Origin of the sequence: Hufsiella arboris, assembly GCF_009834875.1 — a bacterium.
GTDB classification, from domain to species: Bacteria; Bacteroidota; Bacteroidia; order Sphingobacteriales; family Sphingobacteriaceae; genus Hufsiella_A; species Hufsiella_A arboris.
Genome location: NZ_WVHT01000002.1, coordinates 559,284 through 579,190 on the forward strand (window position 1 = coordinate 559,284; position 19,907 = coordinate 579,190).

At 43.5% G+C, this 19,907-nt stretch carries 10 protein-coding genes; 9 read left to right on the top strand and 1 reads right to left on the bottom strand.

Features of this window, described 5'->3' with window-relative positions; translation table 11 throughout:
- The first annotated feature begins 9 nt into the window (after positions 1-9).
- On the top strand, positions 10-516 hold the full coding sequence (locus GS399_RS06190) for a GNAT family N-acetyltransferase (protein ID WP_160843722.1): 507 nt from the start codon (positions 10-12) through the stop codon (positions 514-516).
- Between the two features lie 20 nt (positions 517-536).
- On the opposite strand, the gene GS399_RS06195 is transcribed toward GS399_RS06190, so the two are convergent.
- On the bottom strand, positions 537-3,917 hold the full coding sequence (locus GS399_RS06195; RefSeq protein ID WP_160843723.1) for a DEAD/DEAH box helicase: 3,381 nt from the start codon (positions 3,915-3,917) through the stop codon (positions 537-539).
- Between the two features lie 195 nt (positions 3,918-4,112).
- On the opposite strand from GS399_RS06195, the gene GS399_RS06200 reads away from it, so the two are divergent.
- The 8 genes from GS399_RS06200 to GS399_RS06235 all read left to right on the top strand — a co-directional run bounded on the left by GS399_RS06200 (position 4,113) and on the right by GS399_RS06235 (position 19,905).
- Positions 4,113-4,982 (top strand): AraC family transcriptional regulator, encoded by an 870-nt coding sequence (locus GS399_RS06200; RefSeq protein WP_160843724.1) that lies wholly within the window; start codon positions 4,113-4,115, stop codon positions 4,980-4,982.
- A gap of 72 nt (positions 4,983-5,054) precedes the next feature.
- On the top strand, positions 5,055-9,173 hold the full coding sequence (locus tag GS399_RS06205) for a hybrid sensor histidine kinase/response regulator transcription factor (protein WP_160843725.1): 4,119 nt from the start codon (positions 5,055-5,057) through the stop codon (positions 9,171-9,173).
- 150 nt (positions 9,174-9,323) lie between these two features.
- Positions 9,324-10,814: a sulfatase family protein gene (locus GS399_RS06210; protein ID WP_160843726.1), complete on the top strand. Its 1,491-nt coding sequence runs from the start codon at positions 9,324-9,326 to the stop codon at positions 10,812-10,814.
- A gap of 2 nt (positions 10,815-10,816) precedes the next feature.
- Positions 10,817-12,487, top strand: a complete 1,671-nt coding sequence (locus GS399_RS06215; protein ID WP_160843727.1) for a carboxylesterase/lipase family protein — start codon at positions 10,817-10,819, stop codon at positions 12,485-12,487.
- 31 nt (positions 12,488-12,518) lie between these two features.
- Positions 12,519-14,171 carry a DUF5060 domain-containing protein gene (locus tag GS399_RS06220; RefSeq protein ID WP_160843728.1) on the top strand — a complete coding sequence of 551 codons (1,653 nt, stop codon included), beginning with the start codon at positions 12,519-12,521 and terminating at the stop codon, positions 14,169-14,171.
- Between the two features lie 189 nt (positions 14,172-14,360).
- Positions 14,361-17,435: a SusC/RagA family TonB-linked outer membrane protein gene (locus tag GS399_RS06225; RefSeq protein WP_160843729.1), complete on the top strand. Its 3,075-nt coding sequence runs from the start codon at positions 14,361-14,363 to the stop codon at positions 17,433-17,435.
- 13 nt (positions 17,436-17,448) lie between these two features.
- Positions 17,449-18,963, top strand: a complete 1,515-nt coding sequence (locus GS399_RS06230; RefSeq protein WP_160843730.1) for a RagB/SusD family nutrient uptake outer membrane protein — start codon at positions 17,449-17,451, stop codon at positions 18,961-18,963.
- A gap of 12 nt (positions 18,964-18,975) precedes the next feature.
- On the top strand, positions 18,976-19,905 hold the full coding sequence (locus GS399_RS06235) for an SGBP N-terminal domain-containing protein (RefSeq protein WP_160843731.1): 930 nt from the start codon (positions 18,976-18,978) through the stop codon (positions 19,903-19,905).
- Positions 19,906-19,907 lie beyond the last annotated feature (2 nt).

The following is a 19,907-nucleotide window of genomic DNA, read 5'->3' on the forward strand; positions in this document are numbered from 1 at the left end:
TTCGTAGGGATGAATTACGTTTTAGAAACAAGCCGCCTGGTACTTAGGCAGTTCACCCTAGACGACACAAGATTTATTATTGAACTTTTAAATAGTCCTGGCTGGCTGAAGTTTATTGGCGATAGAAGTATAAAAAGCGAAGAACAAGCCCGTCGATATCTGCAGGATGTTCCATTGAAAAGCTATGAAATTAATGGCTATGGGTTATGCATGGTGCAAACGAAAGATGAAGGAATACCTGTCGGGATGTGCGGACTGATCCGGAGGGATAGTTTAGATCACCCGGACATTGGTTTTGCTTTTTTACCGGAATTTCAAGGTAAGGGTTATGCATTTGAAATAGCCGCGGCAGTACTCGGGTATGCAAAGAATACACTGGAGTTATCAGTTGTGCTTGCAATCGTCATTCCGGAGAATGAACGTTCGATCAGGCTGTTAAAAAAACTAGGAATGGCGTTTAGCAGGATGATAGACTTCTCCGATACCGGGGAAGAACTGATGTTGTTTTCCAGTTAACTTTAGCTGCGGCGATGCGATCAGCTCAATAAGCCAAGTAATTCTTCCCGCGATAAACTTTTGAAAAAATTGTCACCCGTTTCGATAAGCTGATCGGCGAGATGCTTTTTTGATTCCTGAAGCTTCATCATCTTCTCTTCAACCGAGTCAGTACAAATAAGCCTGGCAGCGATTACCCTGTTATCCTGGCCGATACGATGTGCTCTGTCTATCGCCTGGTTTTCTACTGCCGGATTCCACCATGGATCCACCAAGTAAACATAATCAGCCGCTGTAAGGTTAAGCCCCGTACCGCCGGCTTTCAAACTGATCAGAAATACGCGTATCTCCGGATCGTTCTGAAACTCACTAACAACCGATTCCCGGTTTTTTGTACTGCCTGTTAGCATGGTGTAAGCGATATCTTTTTTATCGAGTTCCGGAGCAATCAGCTTAAGCATCGAAACAAACTGTGAAAAAACCAGGATCTTATGCTGCTTTTGTTTGCCTACGATCTGTTCCATCAGCGTCTCGATTTTTCCGGAAGCGGCAGTAGTCACTTTATCTCTCGCAGGAAGCTGCGCCGAATTGCAGATCTGCCTGAGCAGTGTAAGTCCTTTAAGTACGTTCATTGAGCTTTTTCTGAGTTCATCGCCGGTAGTTGCGGAGACAAAATCTCTGAATTCCTTTTCATACCCATTGTAGATCTTTCGTTGTTCCTCCTTCATTTTACAATAGAGCACAATCTCGGTCTTTTCAGGAAGCTGACTGTCAACTTCCTCCTTAGTACGGCGTAAAATAAAAGGACGTATTCTTGCCTGCAGTTCGGCAGCCCGCAGTTTATCATCAAATTGATCGATGGGAAGAAAAAAAACGTTTTTGAAATAGTATTTGCTTCCTAAAAGACCAGGACACGCAAATGATAGCTGGCCGTAGATATCGAATGTGTTGTTTTCAAAAGGAGTGCCTGTAATTACGATCCTGTTGCGCGCCCGAAGCAAACGTGCCGCTTTATAACGCTGAGACTCGGGGTTTTTGATGTGCTGGGATTCGTCAAGAAAGATGTAATTGAAAGTAATCCTTTTCAGCAAACTGATGTCGGAAAGCAAAGTTCCGTAAGACGTTAGTATAATCTCGGCCTCCGCAAAATCTTCAGAAGCTTTTACACGACGATCGCCGTAAAAAGTAAGCAGCCGGATAGAGGGCGCAAACTTTTCTATTTCGTGCTGCCAGTTAAAAATTAAGGAGGTTGGCACTACCAGCAGGTTGTTGTTTTGCGATACTTTCGATCGCTGCGAAAGGATGAATGCCAGTATCTGTATAGATTTGCCAAGCCCCATGTCGTCGGCCAAACAACCGCCCAAATTAAAATCGTCTAGAAAATTCAGCCAGTTAAGCCCTTGCTGCTGGTAGGGGCGTAGCTCGCCCTGCAGTCCATCAGGCTGACCGATGTTTTTGATCGAACGGAAATCCATTAACTTATTTCTGAATAATGCTAGTTCAGCGCGTAACGGCTCATCGAGCATTTCCCTGTCGAAAATTTCCTCGATCAGCATGAAATTTGTTTTAGGAATTTGCAGGTTATCGTCGTCCGCGACTTCAGCCAGAGTAAAATAGGATTCAAACTTTTCCATCCATTCGGTGGGAAGAATGCCAAGCGTACCATCGTCAAGCTGGACGTAACGACTCCGGTTTTTTACAGCCCGCTTAATATTTTTCAGTGACGCCTTACGCTTTCCGTAACTCACATCGATTAACGCATTAAACCAATTCTCGCCGCTTAGAACTTTAACGGATATTTTCGCCCTGTTTGCGTTGAGCTTGTTTCCTTCCAGCTCGTTGAATCCGTAAACCGTAATGTCATGTTCGCTCCATTTTTCAAAAGCCTGCAGGAACCATTCTTCCTCAAGAAATCTCTTTTTATGCAGGTAAAAATGCTGAAAGCTGTCCTCAAGTTGCTCACGAAAGAACTCATGTTGTTTTAGAATGAGCGTGATGAAGGCTGTTTCGGCTTCTTTATCCCGTTCAACAAGCGTCTCTTTCCCAAACGGATCAGTAATATAAATCTGCTTATGCGAACGGACAGAAACTTCCATTTCTCCGTACCGCATAACAGGCAGTATTTGCACAAATTCGGCGGAATCTGATAAATAAATAATTTTTTGAGGTTCCTCCCAAAGCCCTTGTTCTTTCAATTTCGCCGATGAGCTTTTTGGTATGAAGCGATAAGTTATTGAAGTAGTTTCTTCAATTTTATTTAGCAGCTGCGCTTTGAAATTTTTGTATTTCGATTGGTGTATAAGCAAAGTTCCCTGTTTCGATGCGAACAGCTCGATAACACGGCATGTTTGCAGGCTGTCGGGCAAATAAAGATCGTCGTCATACCTAACAAAGAAACCAAGTTGGAAGCTTGCATTGGAAAGAGGAAGATGCTCGTCGCCTATTTCTGCTATCGCTTTAATTTCATAAAAAGAGTCTTTTGTATCTACAGCTATTTTTAAACTATCAGAAAATGAATGCAGGCGAATTTTCTGTAAGGCACCAGTTGTTACGTTTTCAGAAATATTGGGTTGATGTAAATAAAAGCCATATCCATATGGATTTTTAACAATTGCTTTCAACGAGGCGATGTCCTGTTGCGACTTTTTCCTGTCGACAGCTGACTGAAACCGGGCTATGGCAGCCAGAAAAGTCAGCATGCCGGGATTTGTTGCAGCAAAGGCCTGCTCTAATGGATCAACTTTCGTTAACGGGTTTTTGATGATTCCGTCCTTTGACAAAGGCCCGCTATAAAGTTCTATAATCAAATGCCGGTAGAATTTATGCTGACGAAGTACGACGATGGTCTGTTGCGCAGTTTCAATATCGCGGTTGGATATCGGAAACTCCTCAAAAATTACCTGTTTTTTTAGTTGTTGTAACGAATCATTGGTGACGCGGATAAGGTGCGGACTGGAAGGCTGGATGTTTAACAAACCATCTTTCAATGAAATGCTGAAATAGCTTTCCAAATCTGTTTCATTTTCCATTCCGTAATCCGCCGCAAATTTGGCCAGTGTTTGCCTGCGCAACTGGTGATCGAAAAATATCCGCAGTTCAGTACGTTTCAGAATGGCATTGGTAACTATAGCCATGTTCGCGCAAAGCTTTCGCTCATCAGAAGACCCGCCGCAATTGCAGGAAAGAGAAAGCTGCTGGGCGTGTATTTGTACCGTTACTGTTACCGGGTCAGCCGCGTTTATACTACTTTCAAAAACACCACTATTAATGTCAAGATGCTGTGGTTGTATAAGCGCAATGGCGTCAAGATTCAATAATGTTGCTTTCGCCGTATTAGAAGTGATATGACTATCAGTAATTTCTCCGGGCAGGAATCCTTTAAAAGCAAAATGGTGATAATTTTTTGAGCTAGTTCCAGTCATGCAGCAATACTGCAAACCTAATAAAACGGCCCTGAGTTTTAGATTATTTAAGCACAAAGAACGAAACGTTGCAAGCATTGTGCACCACATTGAAACGATAGTGGAATCGAATGACAGATTGAAAATTTACCATTGTAATAAAACCAGGCTATGAATTTCTTTCTTGATTCTGGCATTTAAAAGTTTTGTAGTTCAATGATTCAGGCTATTTTCAGAGAGGTAACACCCCTTACTAAGCACGATTGTTTTACGGTTTTTTCGCGAAGCAAGGAAAGCTTTAACTTTCCCATACACTATCACGATGCATTGGAGCTAAACCTGATTTTAAATGCCGGCGGTTCCAAAAGGGTAGTAGGAGAACATGAGCAGGTGATTACCGACAATGAACTGGTACTGGTTGGACCTAATGTTATTCATGGATGGATGAATTGCCAGCCGGGTTTTATGAATATAAGTGAAACAACTATTCAGTTTCATCCAGACCTGCTTGGAGATAGTTTCCTAAGAAAAAATCAAATGAGGGCTATTAAACAAATGCTGGAAGATTCACAGGGCGGGATTGCCTTTCCAGAACAAACGATTAGCCGACTGGCTTCCCGAATTATCTCGCTGAAAGAGAAAGATAATTTCGATTCCATTATCGAACTGATCTCGATACTGCACGATTTGGCAGTTGGCCATTATAAAAAACTGTCGGTGAAAACTGAGGCAGCGAAACGAAATACAAACAGTGAACTGATCGAGCAGATATTTGATTTTATGCACAATCATTTTAGGAAAAAGATCACTGTAAATGATGTAGCAGCTGCAGTTAATGTTACACCCGACTACCTGAGCAGGTTTCTGAAAATGAGCACCGGTTTTACTTTTCCGGATAACCTCAATGAAGTGCGGATCGGACACGTTAGTCACATGCTCATCGAAACCACTCATTCAATAGCTGAAATTGCGTATGCCTGTGGATTTAATAACCTGGCCAACTTTAACAAAATTTTTCGAGTTAAAAAAAACTGCACGCCCGGGGAGTTTCGACAGCGCCATAACGGTAATCGGGTTCTTTTCTGATTTTAACGTCATTCTGTTATCTTTATAATCTCTGACAACCAATTATCAGCCTGTATAACTTAAGGGTCAATTATGCGAATCTGGCTTTCCTGTCTTGTTTTATTTATTCTGTTCTCAAAAAACCGGGCAACTGCACAATATTCGTTTCAGCAGATCGATAACAGCGGCGGCTTATCTAACAGCTGCGTAAATAGTATCTGGAAAGATTCAGATAACCTGATATGGTTCGGTACCTGGGATGGCCTCAATTATTACGATGGTTCCAATGTTCATGTATTTAATTATGCTAAGACAGATGCCGGGAAAAATTCAATTGCCAGCAATGTCATTTACGAAATAAAAGAAGACCGGCAGCGTAATATCTGGATAGCTACGGTTGAAGGCGTTTCCCGTTTCAATAAAAATACCGGCGAGTTCAGTAATTATTTTTACAATCCAAAGGCCGCTATATCAAATGGTTATACGATCGCCATCAACCTTCAGGGCGAAGTTTTTGCGGTTCGCCGGAACAGTAACCAGTTATTATTATTGAACCGGCAAAACAACCGCTTTGAAAAGTTTAGTATTAAAGGCCTGGAAAGATCCCTTATTTACAAAATGGTTTTTGATGATCGCGGTAATTTTTGGGTTCTGAAGGATAACGGCTTACTGGAATGCTACAACCGGATTTCAACCGGTTTTAAAAGGAACATGGCTTTCGGTGAAGTGACTGGTATCGATAACCTGATAATTTGTAACCGCAGGATTTTTTATGCAACAAAATCTGAGTTATTCCAGGTTGATGAAAATCATAGCACCAAAAGCGTTTTGAAATTACCGCATGAAGTTCGTGCGATGGCTTACTACCAAAACAATTATATTTTAGCCTGGGCCTCAAAAGGGATCGGAGAGTATAGCAGCGATTTCAAAAAAAGCAGTTTTCTTCCAAAAGAGTATTCGGTTCTGCAGAACGTTCGTATTGCATCGCTGATGAATGATGATGCTATGCTTTGGTTGGGCAGCGATGGCAATGGCGCAATGAAAGTAGCCAGGCGGGAAAATTATTTCGGTCTGATGAATAAGCAATCGAACGGGCAGTCGTTTCATGTTCCGGTTCGGGCATTTTGCAATGTAAACAACGATTTGTGGGTTGGAACAAAGGGAAATGGAATTGTTACGATCAAGAATCTCGGCACACAGCACGCAACATTTTCAACGATTAAATCCTTTAAAACGGATGTCGACCTGCTTGATAACTGCGTTTACTCGATAAAAAAAGGAAATGATGGCCTGGTTTACATCGGATCCGATGCACCTGGAGTAACACTTTACGATACGATCAAAAATCGTTTCATTAAATGGCAGGACATTCCTGAAAGTAAAAATTACGATGCGTTTGGGTCCGTGCACTGTGTTTTAACAGACGCCGATGGATCAGTGTGGATGGGGCTAAACGACGGCGGCCTTGTTCATCTGGCTCTTAAAATTGATGGAAATCGGAAGGTTCATATTAAAAGTCTCGAGCAGTTTAAATACACCGGCGATAGCAGGGGACCGGGGAGCAATGTTATTTACAGCCTGGCGGCTGGAAGCGACGGTATTATTTGGGTAGGCTGCCGCTACGGCGGATTGAGTCGCTTTGATAAAAGCAGTAAAAGGTTTACAACCATCAAGGCTTTTTCGTATGATCAAAGCCTTTCAAACAACGACGTATTATCTTTATATCTTGATCAAAGCAACAGGCTTTGGGTTGGCACAAGTTTCGGCTTGAACTGGGTTAATGAGGCTGACGCGTCCAAATTGGCAAGACCTGTTTTCAAGCAACTTAATACGTATAACGGACTTCCAAATAACACCATACATGCGATCGAAGAAGACCGGGCTAAAAATATCTGGATCAGTACCAATAAAGGGCTGGCACGCGTAAATCCTTCAAACCGTAAGATCGTTCAATTCAAATTATCTGATGGTTTGCAAAGCGACGAATTCAGCGATAATGCTTCCTGGGTCGATATTTCCGGCAGGATCTTTTTCGGAGGAATTTATGGCTTTAATTATTTTCTGCCCCAGGATGTTCATATCAGTACGGAAAAACCAAGGCTCCTGATCACTGATCTTCAGTTTGCAGGGAAATCTGCCAGCGAAAAAGGCCTCCAGGTCTTATCGGAAAACGGGCCGGTTATCAGCCAGCACTACGACCTTAATCCACAGAACAATTACTTCGAGTTAAATATAAGGCCGATAACTTACATTCACTCACAGAAATGCCAGTACGCTTATTACCTCGAAGGAAATGATAAGGATTGGCACTTTATCGGCAATGATGAAAAGATCATCTATAACAATCTTTCGCCCGGAAATTATACTCTTAGAATAAAATGGTCGAATGGCGAAGGAGCCTGGACGAAAGATGTTCAGATATTCACTATTACTGTAAAGCAATTTTTCTGGCTTACGCCCTTTGCATTCGCGATTTACATACTGTTTTTAGGAGCCGCAGGTTATTTATATTACCGTTACCGCCGGAATAAATTCCTTATCACGCACGAACTGAAAATGGAACACCTGCTCCGTGAAAAGGAAGAAAATCTCCACCAGGAGCAGCTTAATTTTTTTACTAATATCGCGCACGAACTTCAAACCCCGTTAACGCTTATTTTGGGTTCATTGGAACGATATTTATACAAGAACAAGACTTCCGTTCAGGCTAAAACCGATTACTTTTTGACTACCGTTAAACAGGAAGCTTCGCGATTACATTACCTTGTTTTGCAGCTTCTCGAATTTCGAAAAGCAGAATCAGGTTTTCTGAAAAATCATTATTCACACCTGGATATTTCCGCGCTTACTGCCAATATATCAGGCCTTTTCAAACCGCTGGCACAACCGAAACAATTAAATTTTTCTACACAAATCGATTTGAGTATCAATTTGTGGATTGATAAAGACAAAATTGAAAAAGTACTTTACAACCTGCTTTCAAACGCTTTTAAGCATTCTCCGGCCGGCGAATCTGTAGTTGTCTCGGTGAAACAATTGTTGGTTGAAGACCGGATTGAAATAATCGTTGCAAATTCAGGAATTCAGCTAGATGAATCTGACTTGCGAAGGCTCTTCGACCGTTTTTATGTGGTTGAAACCACTCCTGATACTAACAAAGCGAGTTCTGGGATCGGGTTGGCGTTTACCCGGCAACTGGTGCAGTTGATGGATGGAATCATATCAGTAAGCTGTGAAAATAATTGGATTTCGTTCAGGGTATTGCTGCCGCTTACTGTATTTCCGGCAAACCACCAGCTCGTTACTGATATCGGCGATAAAACTGAAAAACCATCTTTCCTTCTTCAGTCGATAACCAATGAGGAAGCAGCAAATAATTCAGTTCCAATAGCTGAGAATAATAAACGGGCCCTAGTTAAAAGCTTCGAACTGGAAGACAGAAAGATGATACTGGTGGTTGAAGATGAGGAAAAAATCCGTTACCTGTTGAAAGATATCCTGAGTGAACAATATATCGTTTATGAAGCTTCTACAGGGAAGGAAGCGCTTGAAATCATCCACAGGATTGTGCCTGATATGATAATCAGCGATGTAATGATGCCCGATCTTGATGGCCTTCAGCTATGCGATATTGTAAAATCAACTCCAGCTACCTGCTACATCCCTTTTGTGATCTTGTCTGCGCGCGGAACCATTGAACAGAAAACGGAAGGTTACGAAAGCGGCGCTGACGCTTATATTCCAAAACCGTTTCAAACAGAACACCTGCTGGTACGCGTTCAAAAATTATTGGAGTATCGCGAAAAACTTCATGCTGTATTCGCCGAAAATAGTATTTCTTCGCACCAGCTTGCCGAAGAAGATATTAATGAAAGCGATAAACATTTCATCGATAAAGTAGTAGCGCTTATCGAAGAGAATATCAACGAAGAACTTGATGGCGCGTTTCTTGAAAATGCAATGAACCTAAGCAGAATGCAGCTTTACAGGAAGATAAAAACCTTATCTAATATGACTCCGACCGAGCTGATCCGGCATGTAAGGTTGCAAAAGAGTGCTATGTTACTCAAAACTTCCGATCTCACCGTTTCTGAAATATTCTATCGCACAGGATTTAATAACAAAACATACTTTTTCCGGGAATTCAAAAAGGTTTACAACTGTTCACCGAATGCATACCGGGCGGCGCACCGTTTGCCGGCTCTCAATTAAAGTCGCACTTTGACTTTAGCATAGTGAATGGTTAAGATAGTATACGTTTTCGAGTAAACTGGCTGATATTATTGTCGGAAATAATTCCGTTGAAAAACGGGACAGATTTTAGTTGATATAGTCCTCTGCTGTTGCCTGATTAACATTGCTATGAGAAAATTAAAACTTCTTTACCTGTTTTTATTGCTTGGCCCGATTCAATTTGTTTGTGCACAAACTCAGATCGCATCACTTAAAAAGCTTGCCGAAGCAAAAAAACTGAATGTAATTTTCATCCTTACGGACGATCACCGTTATGATTTCATTGGTTTTACCAATAAAATTTCCTGGTTAAAAACACCCAACCTGGATCGCATGGCCAAAGAAGGTGCTTATATAAAAAACGCATTTGTTACAACTTCACTTTGTTCTCCAAGCCGCGCTTCGATTTTAACGGGCGAGTATTCCCACGTTCATACGATCGTTGATAATATTTCACCCGAACCGGCCAACCTGGTGTTCTTTCCCCAATATCTTCAGAAAGCCGGTTATCAAACCAGTTTCTTCGGAAAATGGCATATGGGTGAAGACGATGACCGCCCGAGAAAGGGATTCGACCATTGGGAAAGTTTCCTGGGGCAGGGAGTTTACTGGAATCCGCAATTGAATATCGACGGCAAACGCATTCAATACAAGGATTCAACGTATATCACGGATTTGTTAACCGATCATGCTGTAAGCTGGCTGGAAAAAAGGGACAAGAAGAAACCTTTCTTTTTATACCTGTCGCATAAAGCCGTTCATGCGCCTGTAGAACCTGCAAAACGATTTGCAGGGATGTACAAGAACAAGCCGTATCTATTACCGTCTACTTATTATCAAACGCTTACCGACGAATATAAATCACTCGGATGGCCTGAATGGGTGAAACAGCAACGTTATAGCTGGCATGGCGTTGATTATGCCTATCATTCCCATAAGCCGATCGAGCAATACGTTCAAAATTACTGCGAAACGCTGATGGCCGTCGACGAGAGTGTTGGAAGGGTTTTGGATTACCTGAAACAGAATAATCTTGATCAAAACACCATGGTTATTTACATGGGGGATAACGGTTTCAGCTGGGGCGAACATGGATTAATTGATAAACGTCATTTCTACGAAGAATCAGTAAAGGTCCCTTTCCTGGTGTATTGTCCGGCCTTGTTTAAGGGTGGAGAAACGGTCACTAAAATGATTCAGAACGTCGACGTTGCCCCAACAATTCTGGAATGCGCGGGCCTTCAAAAACCTGGTTACATGCCTGGCCAGTCGTTTATTCCGTTGTTGCAGAATAAGGAAGTTAAATGGCGCGATAAAATTTTCTACGAATATTACTGGGAATACGATTTCCCGATGACACCAACGATTTACGGCGTGCGGACGGATAAGTACAAATACATCCGCAGCTGGGGAACCTGGGATACGCATGAACTGTACGACCTGGAAAAGGATCCCGAAGAAATGCATAACCTGATCGCAGACCCAAAATATGCCGAATTGGAAAAACAGTTAACAGGCGATCTTTTTGATTGGCTGGAGAAAACTAAAGGAATGCAGATTCCGCTCAAACGAACCATCAAACAGCCATCGGGCGATTACAGGCATCCCAACCAATACTAATTATGAGTAACCGAAGAGATTTTCTAAAGAAGGCTGGCTTTGTTGCCGCCGTTTCCGGATTACAGCAAGCGTTGCCTTTTAACACGCTGGCAGCCGAAGCGAAAACTGCCGGAGAGCCGGAAGTAAAAGCGTCATCAGATTATGCTGTTGTTGAAACCACTGACGGCAAAATTCGCGGCTATTCAAAAAATGGTGTATTTACTTTTAAAGGAATTCCATACGGAGAATCGACGGCTGGCAAAAACAGGTTCATGCCGCCGGTGAAAAAGCAAAGCTGGGATGGCGTAAAAGATGCGCTGGTGTACGGCCCTATCTGCCCGCAAAAAGCAAATGATGGCTGGTTAGCACAGGAATACGGATTTCTTTATCAATGGATCGACGGGTATCAAAACGAAGATTGCCTTCGGTTAAATGTCTGGTCGCCAAAAATTAATGATGGTAAGAAAAGGCCTGTCATGTTCTGGATACATGGCGGTGGATTTTTCGCCGGATCAAGCCAGGAACATCCATCGTACGAAGGTGAAAATTTGAGCCGGAAAGGCGATGTCGTCGTTGTTTCGGTGAATCACAGGCTTAATATTTTTGGATTCTTTGATTTGTCGCAATACGGTTCTCAATATAAATATTCAGGTAATGTTGGTATGCTCGACCTCGTTGCCGCGTTAGAATGGGTGCGAGACAACATTGGTCGCTTTGGCGGAGATAAAAACAACGTCACCATTTTCGGGCAGTCCGGCGGCGGCGCAAAAGTTATTACACTGATGGCGATGCCCTCCGCAAAAGGCCTGTTTCATAAAGCGATCTCGCAAAGCAATTCCATCGTGCAGGTTTCGGTTCCCGAATATTCGCAAAGGATAACTAAACAGGTTTTGCTGGAGCTGGGACTGAACGAGAATAATATTGCTGCTCTTCACGACCTTGAAACTTCACGTTTACTTTCAGCTATCGCAGCCGCTGACAAAAAATTGGGAAGCAAAGTTCCGAAAGGGGTTGGCCGGGCGGGTTTGCAGCCAGTTGTTGATGGTGAAGTTTTGCCCGCCCATCCCTTTGATCCGGTCGCGCCGCCATTGTCGTCGGATATGCCATTTATGGTAGGAACAACTCGAAATGAAGCTTCCGCAAGTATTAATAATCCTGCTGCAGAAAACCTGGATGAAGGTGGATTGAAAAAACAGGTCAACGACCGGTTTGGCAAATCGGGCGACGAGATTTATAAGGTTTTGCGAAAGGTTCATCGGCAGGCAAAGCCGGTTGAAATTCTATCATTCATTAGCGCTCAGAATTCAATGGCTTATTTGCAGGCAGAACGCAAATCCGCGCAACAAGCGCCGGTTTATTTATATCGTTTCGATTGGAAGACACCGGTCTTAGACGGCCGCCCGAGGTCATTCCATTGTAGTGAAATTCCATTTGCCTTTGCAAACACCAGCAAGGCCGAAAACTATACCGGGAACAGCGACGACGCTCAGAAATTGGCAGCAAAAGTTTCGCAGGCATGGATCAATTTTGCCCGTTCCGGAGATCCGAATCATACAGGCTTACCTGATTGGCCAGACTTTAAAGATCAGAAAGGAGCGATGATGGTCTTCGATGACCAATGCAAGGTGTCGATCGATCCTGATCACGAAGCGCGATTAATTCTTCAACGCGTTTTCTACAACAAAGACATTTGATCCACACACTTAGAACTTTAATAGCTACTAGATGAAAAAAAGCATCATTATCACTTCGTTATTGCTTTGTTTACAGGTAAATCTTTTCGCGCAAATCCAAAAAGTAACCTTACTCAATCTCAAACCTTCTACATTTAAAAAGGCTGAGTTTGATATTAAATTAATCGCCGAATGGGTTAATCCATACCTGCAGGAAGATGTATCACTCGATATGCTTATAACTTCTCCATCCGGCAAAAAACTCTTGCTGCCCTGCTATTATGAGAACGGGAAGAGCGGTAAGATGTCATTGTGGAAGGCACGTTTTGCGCCGCAGGAATCAGGCACATATCGATACACCATTAAGCTTTTCAAGTCGGGAAAGAATGTTTCTACTACTAAGCCGGCTGCGTTCACAGCATTCCAAAATAATGGAAAAGGATTTCTGCATGTAAAGAACAACTGGATCATGCAGTTTGATAACGGAGCACCGTTCAGGGGGATCGGTGAAAATATTTGCTGGGAATCACGGGCGAATGATGACTCAAGGTTTTACAAGGAGCTGCACGAAAATCCCAAATACAATTATGAATACATGCTTCGCTCGCTGGCAGATCATGGCGGCAATTTTTACCGCACATGGATCTGTTCATGGAACCTGCCGCTGGATTGGAAAAGTGGGATCAACAATAATCGCTATACAAACTCAGACGAATATTTCAATCCAAGCGCCATACAACGGCTGGAGCGTGTCATGAAACTTTCGGATTCGCTGGGTGTGTACACCATGCTCACGTTAGGTCCAGGCGCTTATCTCGAAAAGGACGGCGGAAATGTAAAATCTGCGGCTGATTTTTTTGTAAAGCCAGAGGCAAAAGCCCGTTATAAAAACCGGCTTCGCTATATCATTGCACGCTGGGGTTATAATACCTGCATCGCTAACTGGGAGCTTTTTAACGAAATCGATAACGTTCAGTTTGGTGATAAGGATAATCCGATCGACGCTTCGGTGATTGTAAAATGGCATGATGAAATGAGCACTTATATAAAGTCGATCGATCCATACAAACATCCTGTTACAACCAGTATTTCACATCGCGATTTAGCCGGTCTGAATTCACTTTCAAATATCGACATCAATCAGAAACATATTTACAAAAACACTGATATCATCCCGGAAACGATAGTTAAATACGAAACGGAATTTAAAAAGCCGTACGTAATCGGCGAGTACGGATTTGAATGGGACTGGTCGAAGAATTTCGATGATTTTGCCAGCGACATGGACCGTGACTTCAAAAAGGGATTATGGTACGGTCTGTTTTCTCCGACGCCGGTTCTCCCGATGACATGGTGGTGGGAATATTTTGACAACCGTAAAACAGATGTTTACATTAAAAAAGTCAGGACTATTTATGACCAGATGATCAGCGCAGGTGAAGGAAATTTCAAAACTGTAAAAGTACAAACCTCTAATCCAGGTGTACGCGTAATGGCAGTAGAATGTGGTAAGAAAATTTTTATTTACGTATTAAACAATTCATCAGAAAAACAGGATGTAATCATTTTCATTCCGCGGCCAACGACGTCTCCCAAAGTTTTTGATTGTGAAAAAGGCACTTATCAAACTGTTCAGTCAACTGATAAAAACATCGCTTTGAAAGCGATTGGTCAGAACGCTGAAATCATAATTGTTGCAGATTAAAACTTCTTTAAATTTTGAAACCGGGAAAACATCAGGGTTGGATAAAAAAGTGCCATACCTGCTTTTAAACGCGGTTTTACTTCCCGTTTTTAACATACTAAACGGTTAAAATACTATTAATATCGGGGCTCATAGCCGGGGTATCTTTGGTTAAATCAATTATAGAATTTAATAACCAAACTATCTTTTATGGGCAGAATTATTTACACGTTAGCAATGTGTATTTCGCTGGTTTGCTGCAGCTATTTAAGCTTGCAGGCGCAGGACCGGCGAATCACCGGGGTAGTTACCGATCAGCAGGGTGTGACCTTGCCGGGTGTATCGGTAACAGTGAAAGGAACACAAACCAAGACATCAACAGATGGAAAAGGTGTTTTTAATATCAGTGTTTCCGGAGAAAAACCGACGCTGGTATTTTCTTACGTCGGCATGCAAACCCGCGAGCTTGAAGTAGGCTCAAAACCCTCCATCCAGGTATCCATGCAAACTACTTCAAAGGACCTTAATGAGGTTGTTGTTGTAGGTTACGGAACAGTTAAAAAGGGCGATCTTACGGGTTCTGTCGCTTCTATTAAGGGAAGCGAACTGAATCGTACGCCGGCTGCATCTGTCGATCAACTTTTACAGGGCAAGATCGCCGGTGTGCAGGTGACAACTTCAGGCGGTCAACCCGGTTCGGGAGCTACCATTCGTATCCGTGGTGCGAGTTCTTTAAACGGATCGAAAGATCCTTTGGTAGTTGTTGATGGCTATCCATGGGGTGACGCCGGAAATCTAAAGCAAATCAATCCCGAAGATATCGAATCTGTAGAAGTGCTGAAAGATGCTTCTTCTGCGGCTATCTATGGTTCACGTGGCGCCAATGGCGTGATTGTTATAACTACGAGAAAAGGTCGCGTCGGGCAAAACCGGATTTCTGTAAGCACGCTGGATGGCGTTTCCTATCAATCAGTAAAACCTGATGTTTGGCGCGACCCGGTTGAAGAAGCGACCTATGCCAATGAAGCTGCAAAAACAGGCGGAGCAATTCCTACAGACATTCCTTATATCGGAATCTCACGCCCGGTTGGAACAGGATACGTTTATTATCCTTCGATTGCCGAATTGCGCGGACTCGATCCAAACAAACCGCAATGGCCCACCAATACAAACTGGGTCGACCTGGTTTACCGCAATCCCTTAACCCAAAGCTATACCGTTACTGCAGATGGCGGTAACGATAAAACCAAATACGCCATCTCCGGGAATTACTATAATGAACAGGGTATGGTGATCAAGAACTATTACGACAAGTACACGAGCCGTTTAAACCTCGATCAGAAACTGTCAGAATCGGTAACTGTCGGAACGAACGCGATCCTGGCGGTAACTAAAAATAACGGAAGCGGACTGGGTGTGGGCCGCTCGGTGATATTCCCGGTTTACGATGAAAACGGAAATTATTTCCGTACATCCAGTACCGATTATGGTAACCCGATCGCCCTGTCAAATCAGTTACTTAACACAACGAAAACGCTGGACATGCTGGGCAACATTTATATCGGCGCGAAGTTTACCAGCTGGCTTTCATTCCGTTCAAACCTGAATTATAAGTTTGGTAATTCAGTGCAGGATCAGTACGACCCGATTGCCAGTACACAGCGGGCGATGGATAACAAAGGAAGTTATGGCTCGATCAATAACGGGAATTATAACGACCTGTTGAGTGAAACATATCTGACTGCAAACAAAAACTTCGGTAAAAACCATTCGCTGAATGCCGTAGCCGGGTTTTCCTACCAGGCGACGAACAATCGTTTCAGCTCATTAACCGGGCAAAACTTCGTGAACGATGTACTGACGAATGAAAACCTGGCGACAGCTGGTACGATGCTGATCGGCAACAGCCTGCAGCGTTTCGACCTGATGTCTTATTACGGACGCGTGAACTACGCATACAAAAACCGCTACCTGTTGACCTTAACCGGCCGTGCCGATGGCTCGACCAAGTTTGGTGCGAATAACAAATGGGCCTATTTCCCTTCCGGCGCCATTGCCTGGAAAGTGAATGAAGAAGAATTTATGAAGAATGTAAGCTTCATTTCCGAGTTAAAAGTACGTGCCAATTACGGTATTTCCGGAAACCAGGGTATCAGTCCGTACCAAACCCTGGATCGCTTCGGTTCTAATAAATACTTTACCGGCGCAGGTTTTCAGACTGGTTTCGGTCCTGGACTGGCGGGTGCGAATGATGAACAGGGCCGCACAATTGTGGAAGGTTTAGGAAACAACAGCCTGCAATGGGAAACGACCGAGCAGTTTGGTGTTGGGTTAGATTTGGGTCTGATCGATCAGCGGTTTACGCTTACAGCTGATTACTACAATAAAAATACATCCGACCTGCTTCGCCTGAAAACGATATCTCCTTCGGCAGGCTATGATCGCCAGTGGATTAACGACGGCGAGATCAATAATAAAGGATTTGAATTAGGCCTGAATGCGAATATCATCAGCAACGCAAAGTTAAGCTGGAACGTTGGCGGAATATTTACGATGAACCGCAATAAAGTGGTTTCGATGGGTGAGAGTAACCAGGTTCTGATCGGTACGATCTACGAGTCAGTTCGCCAGCAAATATCAACTTATACAGTTGGCCAGCCGATGTTTGCGTTTTATGGATATAAATCAGCCGGAATTATCCAAACCCTGGAAGAAGGCGTAGCCGCCGGCCTTACCGGGGCAGATGCACAACCCGGGGAAATAAAATACATGGACATTTCCGGACCTGACGGTAAACCCGACGGTGTGATCGATTCATATGACAGAACGATCATTGGTAATCCTAACCCGGATTTTATTTACAGCTTTAATACTAACCTCAAATTTAAAGGATTCGACCTGTCGGCACAGCTGTATGGCGTTGAAGGTAACGATGTGTGGGATTTTCAGAAAATGACGCCAAGTCGCCAGCTGCTGAGATGGACGCCGGATAATCCAAGCCAGGAGATTCCTCGCGCGAACGGTTCACGCGGTTACCGCGCATCAGATTTCTTTATCACCGACGGATCGTTTTTAAGAATCCAGAATGTAACGCTTGGCTACAATTTCAAAACCGGGATTATTAAGGGAGTGAAGAGCCTTCGACTTTACTTATCGGGAAATAACCTGTACACGTTCACAAAGTTCAATCCCGGCTACGATCCGGAACTTGGTGAAATGGGAATCAATGGCGGCGCTTATCCCCGCCCGCGAAATATTTCAATCGGTTTGAACCTGGGACTATAATCAATTGTACATCATGAATCACAAGATATTAATTAGCGGCACCTTATTAGCTTCAATTTTACTGGGGAGCTGCGCCAAACTAGAAGAAAAGCCGTACGGCTTGATCAACACAGTTACTTTTTATAAAACCGCGCAGGATGCAGAATCAGCGATCATCTACGCCTATTCCGATCTTCCGGAAGTAGGGTATTATTCCCGTGGATATTACATCGTTACAGAACTGCCAACCGAGGACCTGACCCAAAAAGGCGATGCCGGTGTAGGAAACTTCGAACTGGATGAATTGCGGACGACTTCGACAAATTCCGACCTTGACAACATCTGGACTTACATGTATCGCGGTATTACAAGGGCGAACGCCGTCATAGTGAATGTTCCGCAAATTTCGATGCCTGAAGCAAACAGGAATCAGATAACCGGCGAAGGATATTTCCTTCGGGCACTGCATTATTTTAACCTCGTCAGGATGTTTGGAGAAGTTCCAATACGTCAGGATGTTATCGCCGATGCAACACAGATACCTGTAGCAAAATCGTCCATCAAGGATGTTTATGATCTTATTATCAGCGATTTAAAAAATGCTGAAAATTTAATTACTGTTCCGCGAATCAGCGAAGGCCGTGCTAACAAGGTCGCAGCTCAGGCTTTACTCGCTAAAGTTTATCTTCATCTGGCATCATCGAAAGTTTCAGGATCGCCGGGCTATGAATTTGTAAGTAATGCCGACGAAATGTATGCACAGGCAAAAGCTTATGCATCAAAAGTTATCGATGGACAGAGTACATTTACGTTCACCCAAAGTCTGCCAGATATCTGGAATACAGAAATTTATAAAAAGGCAGCCACCTCTGAGCATATTTTCGACGCGGCGGTTGATCGTAACGGCGATCGTGAAGGAAGCTTTTCCAAATTGCCAAACATGTTTTTACCTGCTGATCGCCCGATGACGATCCTGTACGACCAGGCAAATCCCGGTAGCAATAAAATCGATATTGGACAAGGGTGGGCGCATTTTCGCACCGAATCGGCTATTTATAACGCCTACGCTTCAACCGACAAGCGCAAAACACAATTGATCGTGTCCGAATACACAAACGGCACGAGCAAATATGTCCTGGATATAACGAGCAGCGCGCGTCCCTTTACGAGGAAATTCATCGATCCGCTGCGAATTGGTGATGCGAGCAGCTGTAACTCGCCAATCCTGAGATACTCTGATATTCTTCTTGTTTTCGCTGAAGCGGAAGGACCGACGCCTGCTGGTTATGCAGCCATTCAAAAAGTAAGAGATAGAGCTGGTTTAGGTGCACTCAATCCGTCATTAAGCGTGCAGGCTTTCCGCGATGCCGTTGTTGAAGAGCGATCATTTGAACTCGCGTTCGAAGGAAACCGGCTGTTCGATCTTCGACGCACGAAAACTATGGAGAAAGTGCTTCACGACAAGTATGGGAAAACCATTACCAGCGGCGCTTATTTCTTCCCGATACCGCAACGTGAAATTGATACAAACCCATTAATGAAACCTTAAGATTAACCAGAAATGAAATCTATAATTAACTATATCCCTGTTTTATTTCTCGCTTTGTTTTTGATGGCGGGTTGTAAAAAAGATCCATACGATGGTGTAACCAGCAACGAAAAATCCATCGAAGCATATACTCTCGGAGGCGGACTCGTGCAGGTTGGACCGGCGGTGATCGACAGAACTGCGGGAACGGTACAAGTGCGGGTGTTAATGCAGGCAAATACCGATCTGTCAAAAGTTGCAGGTAATGTGATCAGCTCTTATAAATCAACCGTTGAACCCGTTTCTGGCTCGACCGTGAATTTCAAGGCTGGAAATAACAAATCAACCTATACCGTTACGGCAGAGTCGGGAGAAAGCCGGCAATGGACGGTTGAACTGATTCCTTTCACCGAAACCCTGATCGGTTCTTACAGCATTCAAAATCTTACCGTTTTTGGTGGTACCGGACCGGAGTACGGAGGTGGCTCAGTATTTAAGCTAAGCGATAAGGGTGGTTGGCCAGTTAGCGCGGAGCCATCAACTGAACTGGACAATAAGCTAACCTTCACTTTTACAGGTGTAACGGCCGATGGAAGTACGTATGGCGATATAGTGAATGACGCCGGCGCCGACGGTAAATATGCCAATTTCCTATACAGCGCTAAAAATTCAATATTCGACGTAAATAAATTTTATCGCGCGATTCCAACAGGAACCGGAAAGTGGGAGCGAAATTATACCGCCAATACCATCACCTTCACTTTTGCCGATGGCAAGAAAGTGGTTGGCACCTTTTTGGGCGCCGGAACCGAAAGCCTCGGCAATGGTAACAACAAAACTATCACCGATAATTCCTTTGCATTTACTTTGAGTTCAGCAGATGATTGGGGTAATATTTATTCGGATTACGATAAGATCGTCAGTCGTCCGCGTAAATTTTGGATTGATGTTAAGAAACAATAGTC